Consider the following 15515-nt stretch of genomic DNA (forward strand, 5'->3'; position numbering starts at 1 on the left):
CCAACCTGGCCCGTCCGACCGCCGACGGCGTTCGCGAGCCTCTGAACCGTCGCGCCACCATCGGCATCAACTTCTAGGACGCCTGGACAAGGATCCCGATCCCGCAAGGATCGGGATCCGAACCAAGCTGACTGGAAGACGCCGGGGGGCGTCGGTGCGACGGGAAGGGCGACCTTCCGGAAGACGGCTCCCCCTGCTGATGATCCTGTGATGGACCGCCGGTTCTCCCCCTCGGGAGGCCGGCGGTTTCGCGTTTCCGGGTGGCGTTGCCAGAAAGTCTCGCTTCAAGCGACACGGCCCGCGCCACGGCCTTTCGAGCCCGTCTAAAGGCTTTGAAAGGCGTGGAATTCGTCCGATGTCGCTGGAAGATTTCGTGAAATTTCTAACACCCACTCGCTTTTTTGGACAAGTCGGTTGATCCGCGTGACGAGGCCAGCGACAAAGGCGGCCATGTCAGAGTTCCGACCCTCTTGTCCGGTCTTTCGACGGAGCCGCGTCGCCCTTGGGCGGCGGCGGGTCTGGCTCGGGACGCCGGATCAGGGGCGGGGCATTGAGCGGTTCATTCCGTCCCGAAGACTTCGCGTGAGCCGGTCCTGACCATGGTGGACATTCGCATCACTCCCAGACGCGCCCCGGGCGAATCGACCCGCCGTCCGGCGGCGCGCGAATCTGTACGCGTCGTCGAGACCGTTCCGGTCGTCCCGACCGCCCTGCAGACGCCGGCCGCCTCCGGCCTCCGCTCGCGCCCCGGCCAGTCCCTGGCCGGCCGCCGGTTTCTGATCGTGACGGCGCCGTTCGGTCCGTTCGGCCGGATGCTGGCGGAGCAGCTGACTGCCGAGGGCGCCTCTGTGGCGCGGATGCTGTTCAACGCCGGTGACGCAGCCTACTGGCGGCGTTCGGGAGCCCAGCCCTACACAGGGGACGTGCGCCGCTGGCCCGCCCGGCTGGCCAGATTGGTCCAGGACCAGGGCCTGACCGACGTGATCGTGTTCGGCGAGGGCGGTCCCTATAACCAGGGCGTCCTCTCCCAGGCCGGCAAGCTCAAGGCCGCCACCGCCCTGGAACCGGACCGGATTCATCCGCTGCGTATCTGGGTGCTGGAAAACGGCTACTTCCGTCCCGACTGGATCACGGTCGAGGAGAACGGGGTCAACGCCTCCTCCGGCCTGCCGCGAGAGCGCACGGCCTATGATCCCCCGATCCCCGAAATGCTGCCGACCCGGCCGGTTGGCAAGATCCTGCCACACCACGTCATCAACATCAGCCTGTATCACGCCGCCCAGCCGCTGGGCCGCCTGGTGTTCCGCCGCTACGTCTATCCCTACACCCAGTCGCCCTGGCTGCAGTTCGTGGGCCATGTGCGGCGCTATCTGCAGCTCGCCTTCCGGTCCAGGACAGAGTCGGACGCCCAGGTGATCCGCGCGCGGGGCCCATTCTTCCTGGCCTGCCTGCAGCGCGAGGGCGATGCCCAGCTGCTGCGCTACTCCCACTATGCCGACAACACCGCCTTCCTGGCGGAGGTCCTGTCATCGTTCGCCAGGCACGCGGACGCCGAGACGCGGCTGGTGATCAAGAACCACCCGCTGGATCCCGGTCTGGTCGATCTGAAGCGCATGACCCATGTGCTGGCAGTCGAGCGCGGCATCGCCGACCGGGTCGACTTCATCGACGGCGGTAACCTGGCCGCCCTGTGCCGGGCCTCCTCGGGCATGGTGGTCAACAATTCCTCTGCGGCCCTCTCGGCCTTGGGCTTCTCGACCCCGGTCAAGGTGCTGGGCGAGGCCTTCTTCGACATCGACGGCCTGACCGACCAGCAGCCCATCGACGGGTTCTGGACCCATCCCGCGCCGCCCGAGGACGACCTCTACAAACGGTTCAAGGCCCACGTCATCAACCGCACCCAGGTCAACGGCAACTACCACGAACCCAAGGCCCTCAAACCCACCGCCCGGGCCCTCGCAAGACGGTTCGCAGCCGCCCGCTAGAACGAAATTGCGGTCCGTGTCGTCGCCCGAATGCCGAACCGCAAACCGCACTCTTCCAGCAGTACCGAACCGCAACTACCGCGCATGGAGCCTCCTGGCCCGCTAAGGGTGAAGGGAAGGCCGCGTCGGAGGCCGCGAGGTGATTTCGCTGTGAGACTTGTATCCGGATGGCGCGTCCCGACGTAGCTGGGGTGTTGGCCGCCGCGATCCAGGGGCGGCGCCGGAGGTTTCCGCATGTCGTCGCTCTTGTCCCGATTTGCCGTGGTCGTCGTGATAGGCATCACCGCCTGTTCCCAGGGCGAGCCCGCCGCCAGCGCCCCGGCGGCCCAGGGCGCTCCGGATAGCGGGCGGCGCGAGACAGCCCTGTTCGCCGGCGGCTGCTTCTGGTCGACGGAGACCAATTTCGAGCATATGCCGGGCGTCGTCTCGGCGGTGTCGGGGTTCGCAGGCGGCACGGTCGCCAACCCGAGCTATGATGCGGTCGTTCGGGGCGGCACCGGCCACGTTGAGGCGGTGCAGGTCACCTATGACCCTGCCCGTATCACCTATCGCCAGCTGGTCGATCGATTCTGGCGCACCATCGACCCTACGGACCCTGACGGCCAGTTCTGCGATCAAGGGCCGTCCTATGTCACAGCCGTGTTCGCGACAGCGGCCCAGCGGCCCATGGCCGACGCCTCGCGGGCGGCGGCCGCGGCGGTCATCGGAGAACGACGCTTCGTGACGCCGGTCCGAAACTCAGCCCGTTTCTGGCCGGCGGAGAGTTATCACCAGGATTTCGCGCGCCTGAATCCCGTGAGGTATGGAGGATACAGTCGCTTCTGCGGCCGTGAGGCGCGGCTGCGGGCAGTCTGGGGCGGCTGAGTCTTCCAGGATTCGGGGGTGTGGCGCCGCGGTCACCCACGGGCACTGTCACGCCAGTGTCACACGACTGTCGTCGATGGTTCCGAGACCGATCGTAGAGGGGGCGAGATTTAGACGTTCGCGGCTCTCTCTGGCCGCATTTTGACGCGCGCCGGGCGCTGACCCGCACCATCTGGGGATACAAAATGAACTCTCGCACTCGTGCGCTCTGGGCGACCACCGCCCTGGTCAGCGGTATGCTGCTCGCCGGCGCCGCCTCGGCCCAGTCGTCGGGCACGGACGCCGCCGAAGGCACCGTAGTCGATACCGTCGTCGTCACCGGCGCCCGCGGCCCACGCACCATCTCGGGCGCCGTCGTCGCCCAGACGGTCGACAAGACCCGCTCGACCATCACGCAAGAGTACATCAGCCGCCAGCAGTCCGGTCAGTCGGTCATCGCTCTGCTGAACAACGTCCCCGGTTTGAACTTCACCAACAACGACCCCTATGGCAACTCGGGCGGCAACATCCGTCTGCGCGGCTTCGACGGCAACCGCGTCTCGCTGACATTCGACGGTATCCCCCTGAACGACACCGGCAACTACGCGGTGTTCTCCAACCAGCAGGTCGATTCGGAAATCATCGATCGCGCCTCGGTCAACCAGGGTTCGGCCGACGTCGACAGCCCGACCGCCTCGGCCAGCGGCGGCACCATCTCCTACACGACCGCGCGTCCGCTGGAAGAAATGGGCGCGCAGATCCGCACCTCGATCGGTTCCTTCAACTACGGCCGTGTCTTCGGCCGTTTTGATACGGGCGCTTTCGGTCCCTGGGGCACGACCGCCTTCATCACCGGTTCGTACACCAACTACGACAAGTGGAAGGGGCCCGGCGACCTGGAGAAGAAGCAGTACAATGGCCGCGTCTTCCAGGACCTGGGTGACGGCGACTTCGCCAGCCTGGCCTTCCACTGGAACGAGAACCGCAACAACTCCTACAACACATTCATCAACCTCTCGCAGTTCAACCTCGGCCTGAAGCCTGAGAATGACATCGCCTGCTTCCGCCCGACGCCCGGCGCCGGCACGGTGCAGAACGAGTCGAACCAGTCGACTGCGATCACCTATTTCGGCGGTACGCTGAACAACACCAGCTGCACCAACGACCACCGCACCCGGATCAACCCCTCGAACACGGGCAACATCCGCGGCCAGTTCAGCTACGGCCTGACTGACAGCATTCGCCTGACAATCGACCCCTCGTTCCAGTACGTCATCGCCAACGGCGGCGGTTACACCCTGACCAGCGAGCGCGACGATCGTCTGGACCAGAACACGACCAACAACGCGGCGCTCACCACGGCCGCCCAGTGCGCCGCCGCTGCGATCCTGAACACCGGCGTAGACCTGAACGGCGACGGCGACAGCTGTGACAACGTCGGCCTCTATACCCCGAACAACACCAACACGCGCCGCTACGGCGTTCTGTCCTCACTGCTCTGGGACATCAACGACGATCACCGCGTCCGTATCTCGTACACCAACGACTACGGTCGTCACCGTCAGACCAACGAAGCCATCCGCTACAATGCCGATGGTTCGGTGCCTGAAGTGTTCGGCGGTGAAAACACCTGGGGCAACGAAAGCCTGCGCATCAACGGCCGCGATGGCTCCTATCTGCGCGGTCGCGATCGCTTCTCGATCGCCCTGCTGAACCAGATCTCGGCCGAATACCGGGGCCAGTTCTTCGACGACGCCCTGTCGGTCACCCTGGGCGTTCGCGCACCCTTCTTCACCCGCGACCTGAACCAGTTCTGCTTCTCGCTGAGCGGCACCTCGACCGTGCGCTGCACGACCGAAACGCCTTCGGCGACCCTTGCCAACGGTAACGTGAACTTCGCCTCGACCGGCACGGGCCAGTATATCCGTCCCTACGCCCAGACCCTGAAGTATGACGCCATCCTGCCGAGCCTGGGCGCGAGCTATCGTTTCCTGGACAACAACTCGGTCTACGCCAGCTATGCCGAAGGCATCTCGCTGCCGCGTACCGACAACCTGTACCAGCCGGTTCGCAACGCCTCGGGCGCGCTCGATTTCTCGTCCGTTCAGCCAGAAACCTCCAAGTCCTACGACCTGGGCTACCGCTACACCTCCTCGACCCTGATCGCCTCGATCGCAGCCTGGTACGTGTCGTTCGAGAACCGCATCGTGACGTCGTTCGACAACGATCCGGCCTCGCCGACCTTCAACCTGTCGATCGACCGGAACCTGGGTTCGGTGGAACAGTCGGGCGTCGACGCCCAGTTCGAGTACGCCCTGACCGACACCTTCTCGGTCGGCGGTTCGGCCTCGTACAACACCTCGGAAATCCAGGACGACGTGCCCCTGGGCGCGGGCACCTTCCTGCCGACCACCGGCAAGTCGCTGGTTGAAACGCCGGAGTGGACCTACAGCCTGCGCGCCAACTGGGACGTGACCGAGGCCTGGTCGCTGGGCCTGCAAGGCAAGTATGTCGGTGAACGCTTCACCACCGACGTCAACGATGAAAAGACGCCTTCCTACGTCACCGTCGACTTCGACAGCCGCTACGACCTGACCGACACATTCGGCATCCGTAACGCCTTCGTACAGTTCAACGTCACGAACCTGTTCGACGAAGAGTATCCGGCGTCGATCTCCTCGGGCAACAACGCCCTGGCCGTCGACATCGATCCGGGCGCGGGTGTAATTAACCGCGCCGGCACGGTTCGCACCTTCTCGCTCGGTGCGCCGCGCACAATGATGCTGACCCTGGGCACGAGCTTCTAGGCTCTAACCCCGGACTGAAATGGATCAGGGCGGCCCTTCGCGGGGCCGCCCTTTTTCTTTGTCCTGAACCCGCCGGCTGCCCCCGGCATTGAAGTGGGGGGAGGGGGTCGCTATCTGGCGCGGTCCCCCGCCGCTTTTCGAAAGAAGTCCTCCGCCCATGGCCGTCTCGCCGATCCCCGCCGAATGGTCGCCTCACCGGGCAATGTGGGTCGGCTGGCCCAGCCATGAAGAATTATGGGTCGACAATCTCGACCAGGCTCAGGCTGAGGTCGAGGCCCTGGTCCTGGCCCTTGCGGGACCGGGCCGCGAGCAGGTCAGGCTGATGATCGGCAGCGACGAGGCCCTGGCCGGCGCCCGAGCGCGGTTCAACGCCGTTGCGGGCGTCAAGGTCGTGCCCGGCCGGTTCGGTGATATCTGGCTGAGAGACACGGGCCCGATCTTCGCTGAAAGCTCGAAGACGGCGGCCGCCTTTCGCTTCAACGGCTGGGGCGGAAAGTACGAGATGGAGTTCGACGACACGGTCCCGGACCAGATCGGCGCGGCCTCGGGCACGCCGTTGACGCGCATTGACGCGATCATGGAGGGCGGAGCCTTGGACCACGACGGGGCAGGGACGATCCTGACCACGCGCCAGTGCCTGTTGAACCCGAACCGCAACATCGGCTGGACCGAGGCGAAGGCCGAGGCCTTGCTGGGCGAGGCGCTGGGCGCCACCCGTGTCATCTGGCTGGGCGACGGTCTGATGAACGACCACACCGACGGCCATGTCGACAACCTGGCCCGCTTCGTCGCGCCGGGCATCGTGGCCTGTCCGATCGCTTTCGGGACCGATGATCCGAACGCGGAGGTTTACGACGCCTGCGCCCGCGATCTGTCCGAAGCCGGGTTCAGGGTCTTGCGTATCCCGTCGCCGGGGCGGCTGGAGAACGAGAACGGAGAGCCGATCCCGGCCAGCCACATGAATTTCCTCATCGCCAATGGCGCGGTCGTTGTGCCGACCTATGGGAATGAGGCGGCCGGCCGGATGGCGGGCGAGGCTCTGGCCTCCGTCTTCCCGGACCGTGAGATCATCCTGTCGCCGTCGATCAACGTCCTGACGGGCGGCGGATCCTTCCACTGCATCTCCCAGCAGGAGCCCGCCTGATGGCCGTTCCAGAATCCAGAGTGATCTCGGTCGCCGCTCTCCAGACCTCCTATGGCGAGGACATGGAGGCGAACATCAACAAGACCGCCGATCTCGTGCGCGAGGCGGCGTCGAAGGGCGCGCAGGTGATCCTGCCGTCCGAGCTGTTCCAGGGCCCGTATTTCTGCGTCGCGCAGGAGGAGAAGTGGTTCGGCACGGCCTGGCCGTGGCGCGAGCATCCGGCGGTGATCGCGATGGCCGACGTGGCGAAGCAGTTCGGCGTCGCCATCCCCGTCTCGATCTTCGAGCGCGAGGGGCCGCATTATTTCAACTCGATGGTCATGCTGGACGCCGACGGCTCGCCGCTGGGCGTCTATCGCAAGAGCCACATTCCCGACGGCCCAGGCTATCAGGAGAAATACTATTTCCGCCCGGGGGATACGGGCTTCAAGGTCTGGGACACGCGGTTTGGCCGGGTCGGCGTCGGTATCTGCTGGGACCAGTGGTACCCCGAGACGGCGCGGGCGATGATGCTGATGGGCGCCGAGGTGCTGATGTATCCGACCGCGATCGGGTCGGAGCCGCATGACGCCGAACTGCATACGGCCGAGCCTTGGCGCCGGGCCATGCAGGGCCATGCGGTGTCGAACGTCGTGCCGGTCGTGGGCGCGAACCGGATCGGCCATGAAACGGTGACCCAGGCGGGCCAGAGCTTCTACGGCCACTCCTTCATCTCGGATCACCGGGGCGACCTGGTCGAGAGCTTCGGCGCGGACGACGAAGGCGCGCTGGTCCATACCTTCGACCTGGACTTCCTCGATCGGCACCGGGCGGCATGGGGCTTCTTCCGCGACCGGCGGACCGACCTCTACGGCGCCCTGACGGCGCCGCGCCCGGCCTGAACCGATGACGGCAGCCAGCGGAATCCCAAGGTGTTGCGGTTGACGACATTGCCGGTCGCATGGTCGCGATCGTCGACGCTGGAGCCGAACGGATAGCCTGCGTCGTCAGCGCAGTATCTTCGGCGACCCTCGCGTGAGCCGACCACAATCGGGCGAGGCATTAGCCAGGCGACGCCTTCGAAGCGATTGCCGGTGATAACGTTCTCCGACGGGGTCTGGTGACGGATCACGCCGTCCTCGCCGCAGTTCCGGTAAAGCAAGACGCCTGCGCGCCCGTTGAGCTGGAAGCGGTTTTCCTCGATGCGATTACGGGCCGAGCCGTCGACGGCGATCTGTTCGCGGCCGGTGCGAATGTCGAAAACCACATCGCGGATCACTGCGCCGGCGCTCTCCGCATCCAGATAGATGGCCGTGGAGACGGACTGGCCGCGGAAGCTCCCGCCAGTCATTTGGACGTTCGTCACTCCCGGGCCGATGTAGAGGGGAATCGAGCCGGTGGCGGCGAAGGTGATGTTCTCGAGTGTCAGGCCCGTCGGGGCCGCAGTCTGGGCCGCCGTCGTGTGACCGGGCGTACGTGATGAGGCACGCAAGGACGCGATGTCGTCGCGGCCGAGACCCCAGATGCGCAGGTTGCCGTGGATTGTGCAGCGGGTGATACGGACGTCGCGCGGGACGCTCCAGCCAGCGCCGTCACGCCGGGACCAGACGGCGACAGTGGGATCGCGGGTCGTGCTGGCCTGGCCTGCCGTGCCGACGGAGCCGCCATTGCAGTCGAGCCCCGCGCCCGAGGCCTCTGCGCCCTCGAACACGATGTGGCGGCGGATCGAGGCACCCGGCGGCAGGCTGGCAAAACAGGTCAGGCGGACGGCGGGCGCGTCTTCTGCCGGCAAGGCGGTGAGGGCCGCGACTTCAGACGGCGAGCAGGAACGGGCGATGACCGGTTCAGGCACCAGAAGGGCGAGCAGGACCAGGGCTGCCATCGGTCGCCCTAGTGCAGGGGCGTGGCTAGGGCGGCGCGCTCGGCGGCGCAGGCGGGGCTGGTCAGACCGGCGACGCGGGCGCGGGCGATCTCCTGGCGGGCGACGATAGCGTCGGCTTCGAAGGCGGGCGTGGCGGCGATCTGCCGGAACGCGGCCCTGCCCAGCGTCTCGCCCTCGGCGACGTCGGACGGATAGTGCATGCCGCAGACCATGCGGCTGACCGCGATCTCATGCCCGATGCGCCCGGCCTCGGCGGCATGGTCGGGGGCGACGGCGGCGAAGACCTCGCCATATGCGGCGCCGACTGAGGCGCTGCCCGAGGGGTAGGAGGGGCTGGCGCGTCCGGCGGCGGAGACGACCTGACAGGCCGGACGCTCCCGGTCGGCGGCGACAGGGCGGGGACGGAAGGCGCGGGCCTTGGCCAGTTCGGCGGCCTCGTTGGTATCGTGCAGAACGCGCTCGAGGATCGACACCAGCCGGGGCGAGTCCTCGGCTGTGACGCGGAAACCGAGGGCGCAGTCGAAATGGGCCAGGGCCAGAGCGGGCCGGACCTCGGCGTGGCGGGTTGCCAGCATCCAGCGGTCGGTGTCTTCCAGCGCTCGCAAACGGTCGGATGCGGCGATGTCGGCCAACGCGGAGGCGGAACCCTCGACGGGCGCGGGCGGCACAGTGTCTGCCAGCGCCTGGATATCCGCGTGATCCAGGTAGCTGGCAGGCGCTGCGGCCGTCGCGGCCTGCTGCGCGGGCGCTGAAGCGTAGGCTGGAGTGGTGAGCACACACGCGGCTGCGACAATCAGGGCGGCGCGGTTCACCTGCCGGCGCTCCAGCTGAGTTGCACCGAGGTTGGCCCGTCTTCGGTGGCGGAGGCGACGACCTGGAGGCTGGCTCCGGTTCCCGGGCTCGCGGCCCCATAGGCGCGAGCCTCGCCCTGGTTCATGGCCATGGCTGAGGAGAGGCCGGAAGCTTCAGCGCGTGCGCGGTGGAAGGCGATGACGGCGTCGGGATCGGCGTCGGTCGTATAGGTCGCGATGCCACCCGGACCCGACGCGCCGGACGCGGTGATCGCCGGGGCGTCCATCGTCGCGCCGGGATAGAGAGCGGCGAAGGCGGGCGCTTCAGGGGTGGCGAGTGGGCCTGCGGCCGGCGCGGCGGGCTCAGCGGTCACGGCGGCGACGTCGGCCATTGGCGCTGTTTCCGCCGGTCCGGCCGGCGCGGGACCTTCAGCGGCCGCAGGGGTCTCGGCGTTCGGGCCGCAGCCCGCGGGCAATAGAGCCGCGCACGTCAGTGCGAGAACCGCCAGAATACGCTTCATCCCGTGTCGTCCCTGAGACCTGTTCTTTCCGCACCGTGGCCCATCGGTAGGGCGGCAGCAAGGCGTTCAGCCCGTCGCTGCCTCTGCATCCGCAGGGCGCCGGCCCTCGGCGGGATCGGCGTCCGATTCGTCGGGGCCGACGCCGGTGTTTGCGATGCCGTTCGGGTCGAACTCAGAAGGCGACTGGGGGTCGGCGCTCGCGCGGCCCTGATCGGCCATGACGCGGTCTACGGCGGTTTGATCGGGGTCGTCATCCGAGCCCGTGGCCGCCCCGCCTTGCAGCGAGCCCGCGCGTGTATCGGAGCCCACGCCGCTGCCGGTCAGGGCGTCGGCGAGGGCGTCGGCGAGGGCGTCCGGCGTCCGGCCCAGGTCAGGACGTTCGCCCATGTCTTCGGCCTCGATCGCTTCGGGTGTCTCGGGGTTGCCGTCGGTCATTTAAGGCTCCTGCATTCAGTATTGGAGGAAGGCGCAGTGCGACCGTCAGTTCCGAAGAGTGAGACAAAAGATATATCGTCAACTTGCTTTTCGTAATCCAAGATAAATCTTAGCGATATGCCCAGCGAGAAAGGACACTCCATGTTTGGACATCACAGACTGAAACACGACTGGCGCGAGCATCGCTGCGGACCGGAGGGCGAAGGGCGCGGGCGTGAAGGCCGGGGCCATGGACGGGGTCGTTCCGGCGGGCCCGGAATGTTCGGCGGACGCGGCGGCCCGGGCCGCCGCATGTTCGGGCCGGGCGACCTAAGGATCGTCGCCCTGGCCCTGATCGAGAAGGAGCCGCGCCACGGCTACGACCTGATCAAGGCGATCGAGGCGATGTTCGGCGGGGCCTATGCGCCGTCGCCGGGCGTGGTCTATCCGACCCTGTCGATGCTGGCCGACGAAGGCCTGATCGCGGGGGTGGAGGACTCTGCCGGCAAGCGCATCTTCACCCTGACAGGGGCCGGCCAAGCCTGGCTGAACGAGAACCGCGCCGCCGTCGACGGCGTCATGCAGCGCATGGCGCTCGCGGCGCGGCTGGTCTCGGGCGAACAGACGCCGGACGTGGTCAAGGAGGCGCTGCACACGCTGCGCCAGGCCGTGATCATGAAGCCGGGCGAGTGGTCCGACCTCGAGACGGCTCGGGTGGTCGAGAGTCTGATGAGGGCGGTCCGCGAAGTCAGCGGGCAGTAGATCCTCCCCCTCTGGGGGAGTTGGCGCGGCGCTGCTTAGCGCCGTGACGGAGAGGGCTTGATGCAAACGAGGGCGCGCGCGGCCGGCCCCCTCCACCGCTTCGCGGTCGCCCTCCCCCGATGGGGGAGGATTCCTACTTCCCGAACAGCTTGGCCCAGCGGCGCTTGTCGCGGTTCTTCCAGGCGCCGCGGTGCCAGGCGTCCGAAGCGATCAATGGCACCACGGTGGTGGCTTCGGCGAAGACCATCTGTTCGTGCGTAGTCTGGACCTTGCCCCACGACGCAGCTTCTTTCAGCGTCGAGGACGAGCAGGCGCCGTCGCGGACGTCGGCGACCGTGATCTGGACCGCATAGCGGTGCATCTCGGCCTCGATGCCGAGGATTTCGGCGCAGACGACCGTGTCCTGGGCGAAGTTCTTGGGCACGCCGCCACCCACCATGAACAGGCCGGTGACGCCCGCCGCGATCTTGATGTCGGTCAGTTCACGGAAGTCCGCGACCGCATCGATCATCAGATAGGGCTTGCCCGCCGCGATCTGTTCCTTCTGGTGCTTGACCAGACCAAAACCGGCCGAGCTATCGACGAAGGCCGGGCAGAAGATCGGCACGCCTTCTTCATAGGCGGTCTGGATCAACGAGCCGGGCTTCTTCGCATTGCCTTCCGACAGCCATTTGCCCATTTCCCAGATGAACTCGCGGCTCGAATAGGCGCGCGGCTCCAGGGCGTTGCAGATCTCCAGGATCGTGTGATCGCAGTTCTGGAGCTCTTCCTCGTCGATATAGGTGTCGTAGATCCGGTCGATGTAGTTGTCGCGCAGGACGTTGTCGTCCACCTCGCCGGCGGCCTGGTAGTGTTTGAAGCCCAGGGCCTCGAAGAAATCCATGTCGACGATCGAGGCGCCGGTGGCGACGATCGCATCGATCATGCCGAACTTCACCATGTCGCGGTACACGTGCATGCAGCCCCCGGCCGAGGTCGAGCCGGCCAGGATCAGCCACGGCGAGCAGTCCGCATCCTCGATGGCCATCGAGAAGATGTCGGCAGCGCGGGCGGTGTCGCGCGACGAGAAGCTCATCTTGCGCATGGCGTCGACGATCGGGCGGGCGTCGAAGGACGTGATGTCGATGTGTTCGACGACGTTCTGTAGCAACTCGGCCTTGGTGTTCTTTTGAACGGGTGCGTTCATTGCAAGGGTGTCCCTGGTTTTGAGCGCCCGTCGTGAAAGTACCGCGGGCCGGGACGGAGCGACCGGAACGCAGATAGGCGTTGAAACGGCGCTGCCGCCGTTAGGATGCGGCCGTCAGACGCTGCCCGCGCGCTCGACGACCAGAATGCGGGCCTCGCCGACCGGATGGGCGACGTGTTCATCGCCTATTTCCGCAACGCAAGCATCCCCGGCGTTCAGTCGCTCGACCGCTTCCACACCGTCATTGCGCCAATGCATATCGACTGCGCCGGTCAGGACGATGAAGGTCTCGGGTCCGTCGTTGACGTGCCATTTGTAGGGCTGGTCGGTCCAGTGCAGGCGGACGGTCGCGCCATCCACCTGCCCTACATCCAGTGCGCCCCAAGCCCGATCTGCGCGAAACGTGGTCAGACCGGGGACGAACTTCATGGCTAGCGCCTGCTCTTCTTGCGTTGCCCGGCCTTACCTTTCGGACGTGACAACCGCACGACCTTGCGGGCCTGCTCTTCCGCCGTGGTGCGCACGGTGGGGATGGAGCGGGGCGCGAGGCCATAGAGCGAGGCCATCGGAGCGTCCTCGACCACGGCCACCTCATGCTCGCCATAGCCGTTGAAGCCCGTCGACATGGCCACGCCATAGGCGCCGAGCATGCCGATCTCGATGAAGTCGCCTTCCCGGATGTCGGCCGGCAGCCAGAACGGACCCGGCATATGGTCGATCGAATCGCAGGTCGGTCCGTAGAACTGAAACGGCTTGAGATCGTCCGAGCTTTCGCCGTCCCGGACCAGCTTGGTCGGGAAGGGCCAGCGCGAGTGGGTCGCGTCGAACAGCGCGCCATAGGACCCGTCGTTCAGATAGAGGGCGTCACCCTTGCGCAGGTCCACGCGCGCCAGGACCGACGAGGATTCGGCGACCAGGGCCCGGCCGGGCTCGCACCACAGCTCGGTCGTTTCCGACACGGGCATGTCGTTGAAGCCACGGTGGATGGCGTCGGCGTATTCGCTCATGTCCGGCGGAACCATGCCCGGATAGACCGAGGGGAAGCCGCCGCCGATGTCGACGATGTCAACGATCACACCTGCGCGCGAGATGGCGCGACCGACCTGGGCCATGGCGGCCTGATAGGCGGTCGGGCGCATGCACTGCGATCCGACGTGGAAGCAGACGCCCATCAGCCCCTCCTTGACCGCCCGACGAACGGACAGCAGCAGGGCCGGGGCCTGATCGGCGGAGACGCCGAACTTGCCCGAGAGGGAGTAGGCTGCACCGTCGGCGGAAACCGCCATGCGCACGAGCAGGTTCAGATCCGACGCGCCGCCGGTGGCGTCGAGGATCTTCTGCAACTCGTCCTCACAGTCGAGCGAGAAGGTGCGGACACCGTGATCGAAATAGGCACGGGTGATCGCAGACCGGCTCTTCACCGGGTGCATGAAGGCGATGCGCGCGTCAGGATCGACGGAGCGCACGAGTTCGATCTCGGCGATCGAAGCCGCATCATAGCCGCGAATACCGGCGTCCTTCAGGGCCTCTATGACCCAGCGTGAAGGATTGGCCTTCACAGCATAGAAGACGTCAGCCTTTAGATTATCCTGGAACCAGCGCGCCGCTACGGAAACCGAACGCGGCCGCACGAGTGCGACTGGACGTTCAGGGGACCGCTCGCGGACCAGGTCCAGGGGAAATGGATACGTGCGCAATTCACGTAAACCCCTGTAATTGTTAAACCCAGACCGGCGTTAGCAGCGCAACGTTAGACCACGGGGTCCGCCGGAAGCAGCGCATGTAGGGTCACGGACCTGTCATGTAAAGCGGTTTTTTCGTGACGCGGGCTGACAGGAGACGGCGACGATCCGGACCCGGATCGCTTCCTTTGGACGCTGATCATGAACTCCCGGCGGTCACCGTCGTTATGGCCAAGGTCGAAGGTCAGGGTTGGACTACACGCATGAATCGCTGGTTGTTCTGGTGGCGGAATATTCGTCGCGAATTGTGGGTACTGGCGACGTTCTACGGGGCCGCCGGCGCTGCAGCCGCGTTGCTAGCCGTGCTCGCCGCGCCCTGGGTTCCGGAAGAGGTCGCCAAACGGCTGGGCGGCGAATCCGTCAGTTCGATCCTGACCATCCTCGCGTCCAGCCTGCTGGGGGTCGCGACATTCTCAGCCGGGGTCATGGTGACCGCCTATACGGCCGTGTCCCAGGCCGCCACGCCGCGCGTGGCGGCTCTGGTGACCAGCGCCGCAGAAGTCCGGAAGGCGCTGGCGACCTTTGTCGGGGCCTTCCTGTACGCCATCATCGCGGTGACGGCGGTCAATGCAGACTACTATGGGCAGGAGGGGCGGGCGATCGTGTTCATGTTCAGCCTGGGGGTCGTCGGTCTGGTGGCCTATCGGCTGCTGGCCTGGATTAATCGCCTGTCGAGCCTGGCCCGGGTCGGACATATGATCGATCTGGCGGAGGAGACAGGCGCGCACGGCGCTCAGGGAGAGGAGGAAGTCCCCGTACCTGGGCGGCCGGCGGGGCCATATCGAGGCCCGGTTCACCATCTTGGCCGAGGAGACCGGCTATATACAGAATGTCGATCCGGCGCGGCTACAGGCTGTGGCCGAGGCGCAGGACTGCCTAGTCGAAATACTGGCGGCGCCCGGCGCCTTTGTCCGGTGCGGCGACCCGGTGGCGGCGATCAGCCGCGACCGGTGCGACGAAGAAGGCTGCGACGCTTTTCGATCCGCCTTCGCCATCGGCGGCCAGAGATCTTTCGATCAGGACCCGCGCTTCGGCCTGATCGTGCTGGGCGAGATCGCCGGCAGGGCACTCTCGCCCGGCGTCAACGATGCGGGCACGGCCATCCAGGTCATGGGTGCTGCAGTCCGGGCTCTGGACGAATGGGCGGCGATGACCCCCAGCGAGGCGCTGGCGGTTCGCTATTCGCGGCTGTGGGTGCCGCAGATCGACGATGACGATCTGGTCGCCGACGTGTTCGGGCCGCCCGCACGCTATGGCGCAGGTGACGTCGCCGTCGCTGTGCGATTGCAAAAGCTGCTGCACAAGTTGGCCCGCGACAAGGGACCTCTGGCGACTGCGGCGCGGCGTCAGTCCCGGGAGGCGCTGGAGAGATCCCGCCTGGCGCTGTCTCTTCCAGCCGATGTGCGACAGGTCGAACTGGCTGCAAAGACCGGCTGAGCCCTGGCGACGCGCGGTCACG

14 protein-coding genes and 1 pseudogene are annotated in these 15515 nt (G+C 66.5%); 8 read left to right on the top strand and 7 right to left on the bottom strand.

Translation table 11 applies throughout. The features are described from left to right. Positions 1-599: 599 nt before the first annotated feature. From ACP7AZ_RS05715 to aguB, 5 genes are all read left to right on the top strand, one after another. Positions 600-1985, top strand: coding sequence for a capsular biosynthesis protein (locus ACP7AZ_RS05715; protein WP_426036936.1), 1386 nt, complete (start codon positions 600-602; stop codon positions 1983-1985). Positions 1986-2219: 234 nt separating this feature from the next. After that, positions 2220-2849 carry a peptide-methionine (S)-S-oxide reductase MsrA gene (gene msrA, locus ACP7AZ_RS05720; protein WP_426036938.1) on the top strand — a complete coding sequence of 210 codons (630 nt, stop codon included), beginning with the start codon at positions 2220-2222 and terminating at the stop codon, positions 2847-2849. 185 nt (positions 2850-3034) lie between these two features. Then, entirely contained in the window at positions 3035-5635 is a 2601-nt protein-coding gene (locus tag ACP7AZ_RS05725) for a TonB-dependent receptor (RefSeq protein ID WP_426036940.1), read from the top strand. Positions 5636-5792: 157 nt separating this feature from the next. Beyond that, positions 5793-6779, top strand: a complete 987-nt coding sequence (locus tag ACP7AZ_RS05730) for an agmatine deiminase family protein (protein WP_426036942.1) — start codon at positions 5793-5795, stop codon at positions 6777-6779. Continuing rightward, entirely contained in the window at positions 6779-7660 is an 882-nt protein-coding gene (gene aguB, locus ACP7AZ_RS05735; protein ID WP_426036944.1) for an N-carbamoylputrescine amidase, read from the top strand. Before ACP7AZ_RS05730 ends, aguB begins: the two co-directional genes overlap by 1 nt. On the opposite strand, the gene ACP7AZ_RS05740 is transcribed toward aguB, so the two are convergent. From ACP7AZ_RS05740 to ACP7AZ_RS05755, 4 genes are all read right to left on the bottom strand, one after another. Next, positions 7627-8640, bottom strand: coding sequence for a right-handed parallel beta-helix repeat-containing protein (locus tag ACP7AZ_RS05740; protein ID WP_426036946.1), 1014 nt, complete (start codon positions 8638-8640; stop codon positions 7627-7629). The genes aguB and ACP7AZ_RS05740 overlap by 34 nt on opposite strands. An 8-nt stretch (positions 8641-8648) precedes the next feature. Continuing rightward, positions 8649-9452, bottom strand: a complete 804-nt coding sequence (locus ACP7AZ_RS05745; RefSeq protein ID WP_426036948.1) for a phosphatase PAP2 family protein — start codon at positions 9450-9452, stop codon at positions 8649-8651. Then, positions 9449-9823, bottom strand: a complete 375-nt coding sequence (locus tag ACP7AZ_RS05750; RefSeq protein ID WP_426036950.1) for a hypothetical protein — start codon at positions 9821-9823, stop codon at positions 9449-9451. The genes ACP7AZ_RS05745 and ACP7AZ_RS05750 overlap by 4 nt, the downstream gene beginning before the upstream one ends. A gap of 195 nt (positions 9824-10018) precedes the next feature. Continuing rightward, the gene (locus ACP7AZ_RS05755; RefSeq protein ID WP_426036952.1) at positions 10019-10387 is read right to left on the bottom strand and encodes a ribonuclease; all 369 of its coding nucleotides are present in this window, start codon (positions 10385-10387) and stop codon (positions 10019-10021) included. Between the two features lie 141 nt (positions 10388-10528). Here ACP7AZ_RS05755 and ACP7AZ_RS05760 point away from each other — a divergent pair, with 141 nt between their 5' ends. Beyond that, on the top strand, positions 10529-11128 hold the full coding sequence (locus tag ACP7AZ_RS05760) for a PadR family transcriptional regulator (RefSeq protein ID WP_426036954.1): 600 nt from the start codon (positions 10529-10531) through the stop codon (positions 11126-11128). Between the two features lie 133 nt (positions 11129-11261). Here ACP7AZ_RS05760 and ACP7AZ_RS05765 read toward each other — a convergent pair whose 3' ends face one another. The 3 genes from ACP7AZ_RS05765 to ACP7AZ_RS05775 form a co-directional block, all read right to left on the bottom strand. Continuing rightward, a complete protein-coding gene (locus tag ACP7AZ_RS05765; RefSeq protein ID WP_426036956.1) occupies positions 11262-12314 on the bottom strand; it encodes a 1,9-bis(guanidino)-5-aza-nonane synthase in 1053 nt (350 codons plus the stop codon). A 114-nt stretch (positions 12315-12428) separates the two neighbouring features. Next, positions 12429-12743: a cupin gene (locus ACP7AZ_RS05770; protein WP_426036958.1), complete on the bottom strand. Its 315-nt coding sequence runs from the start codon at positions 12741-12743 to the stop codon at positions 12429-12431. A 2-nt stretch (positions 12744-12745) separates the two neighbouring features. Further along, entirely contained in the window at positions 12746-14011 is a 1266-nt protein-coding gene (locus ACP7AZ_RS05775; RefSeq protein ID WP_426036960.1) for a type III PLP-dependent enzyme, read from the bottom strand. Between the two features lie 248 nt (positions 14012-14259). Between ACP7AZ_RS05775 and ACP7AZ_RS05780 the strand changes: the two are divergent. Both ACP7AZ_RS05780 and ACP7AZ_RS05785 read left to right on the top strand, forming a co-directional pair. Continuing rightward, a pseudogene (locus ACP7AZ_RS05780) lies at positions 14260-14730 on the top strand (DUF2254 family protein); the annotation flags it as partial. A gap of 127 nt (positions 14731-14857) precedes the next feature. Next, positions 14858-15493: a DUF2254 family protein gene (locus ACP7AZ_RS05785; protein WP_426036962.1), complete on the top strand. Its 636-nt coding sequence runs from the start codon at positions 14858-14860 to the stop codon at positions 15491-15493. Positions 15494-15515: the final 22 nt, after the last annotated feature.

It is taken from the genome of Brevundimonas sp. DC300-4, assembly GCF_049897365.1.
GTDB lineage: Bacteria > Pseudomonadota > Alphaproteobacteria > Caulobacterales > Caulobacteraceae > Brevundimonas.

Bases quoted from the DNA above. Each gene is read 5' to 3' on its own strand.
- ACP7AZ_RS05715 (WP_426036936.1), top strand. From the start codon at position 600: ATGGTGGACATTCGCATCACTCCCAGACGCGCCCCGGGCGAATCGACC.
- msrA (WP_426036938.1), top strand. From the start codon at position 2,220: ATGTCGTCGCTCTTGTCCCGATTTGCCGTGGTCGTCGTGATAGGCATC.
- ACP7AZ_RS05725 (WP_426036940.1), top strand. From the start codon at position 3,035: ATGAACTCTCGCACTCGTGCGCTCTGGGCGACCACCGCCCTGGTCAGC.
- ACP7AZ_RS05730 (WP_426036942.1), top strand. From the start codon at position 5,793: ATGGCCGTCTCGCCGATCCCCGCCGAATGGTCGCCTCACCGGGCAATG.
- aguB (WP_426036944.1), top strand. From the start codon at position 6,779: ATGGCCGTTCCAGAATCCAGAGTGATCTCGGTCGCCGCTCTCCAGACC.
- ACP7AZ_RS05740 (WP_426036946.1), bottom strand. From the start codon at position 8,640: ATGGCAGCCCTGGTCCTGCTCGCCCTTCTGGTGCCTGAACCGGTCATC.
- ACP7AZ_RS05750 (WP_426036950.1), bottom strand. From the start codon at position 9,823: ATGGCCGACGTCGCCGCCGTGACCGCTGAGCCCGCCGCGCCGGCCGCA.
- ACP7AZ_RS05755 (WP_426036952.1), bottom strand. From the start codon at position 10,387: ATGACCGACGGCAACCCCGAGACACCCGAAGCGATCGAGGCCGAAGAC.
- ACP7AZ_RS05760 (WP_426036954.1), top strand. From the start codon at position 10,529: ATGTTTGGACATCACAGACTGAAACACGACTGGCGCGAGCATCGCTGC.
- ACP7AZ_RS05765 (WP_426036956.1), bottom strand. From the start codon at position 12,314: ATGAACGCACCCGTTCAAAAGAACACCAAGGCCGAGTTGCTACAGAAC.
- ACP7AZ_RS05770 (WP_426036958.1), bottom strand. From the start codon at position 12,743: ATGAAGTTCGTCCCCGGTCTGACCACGTTTCGCGCAGATCGGGCTTGG.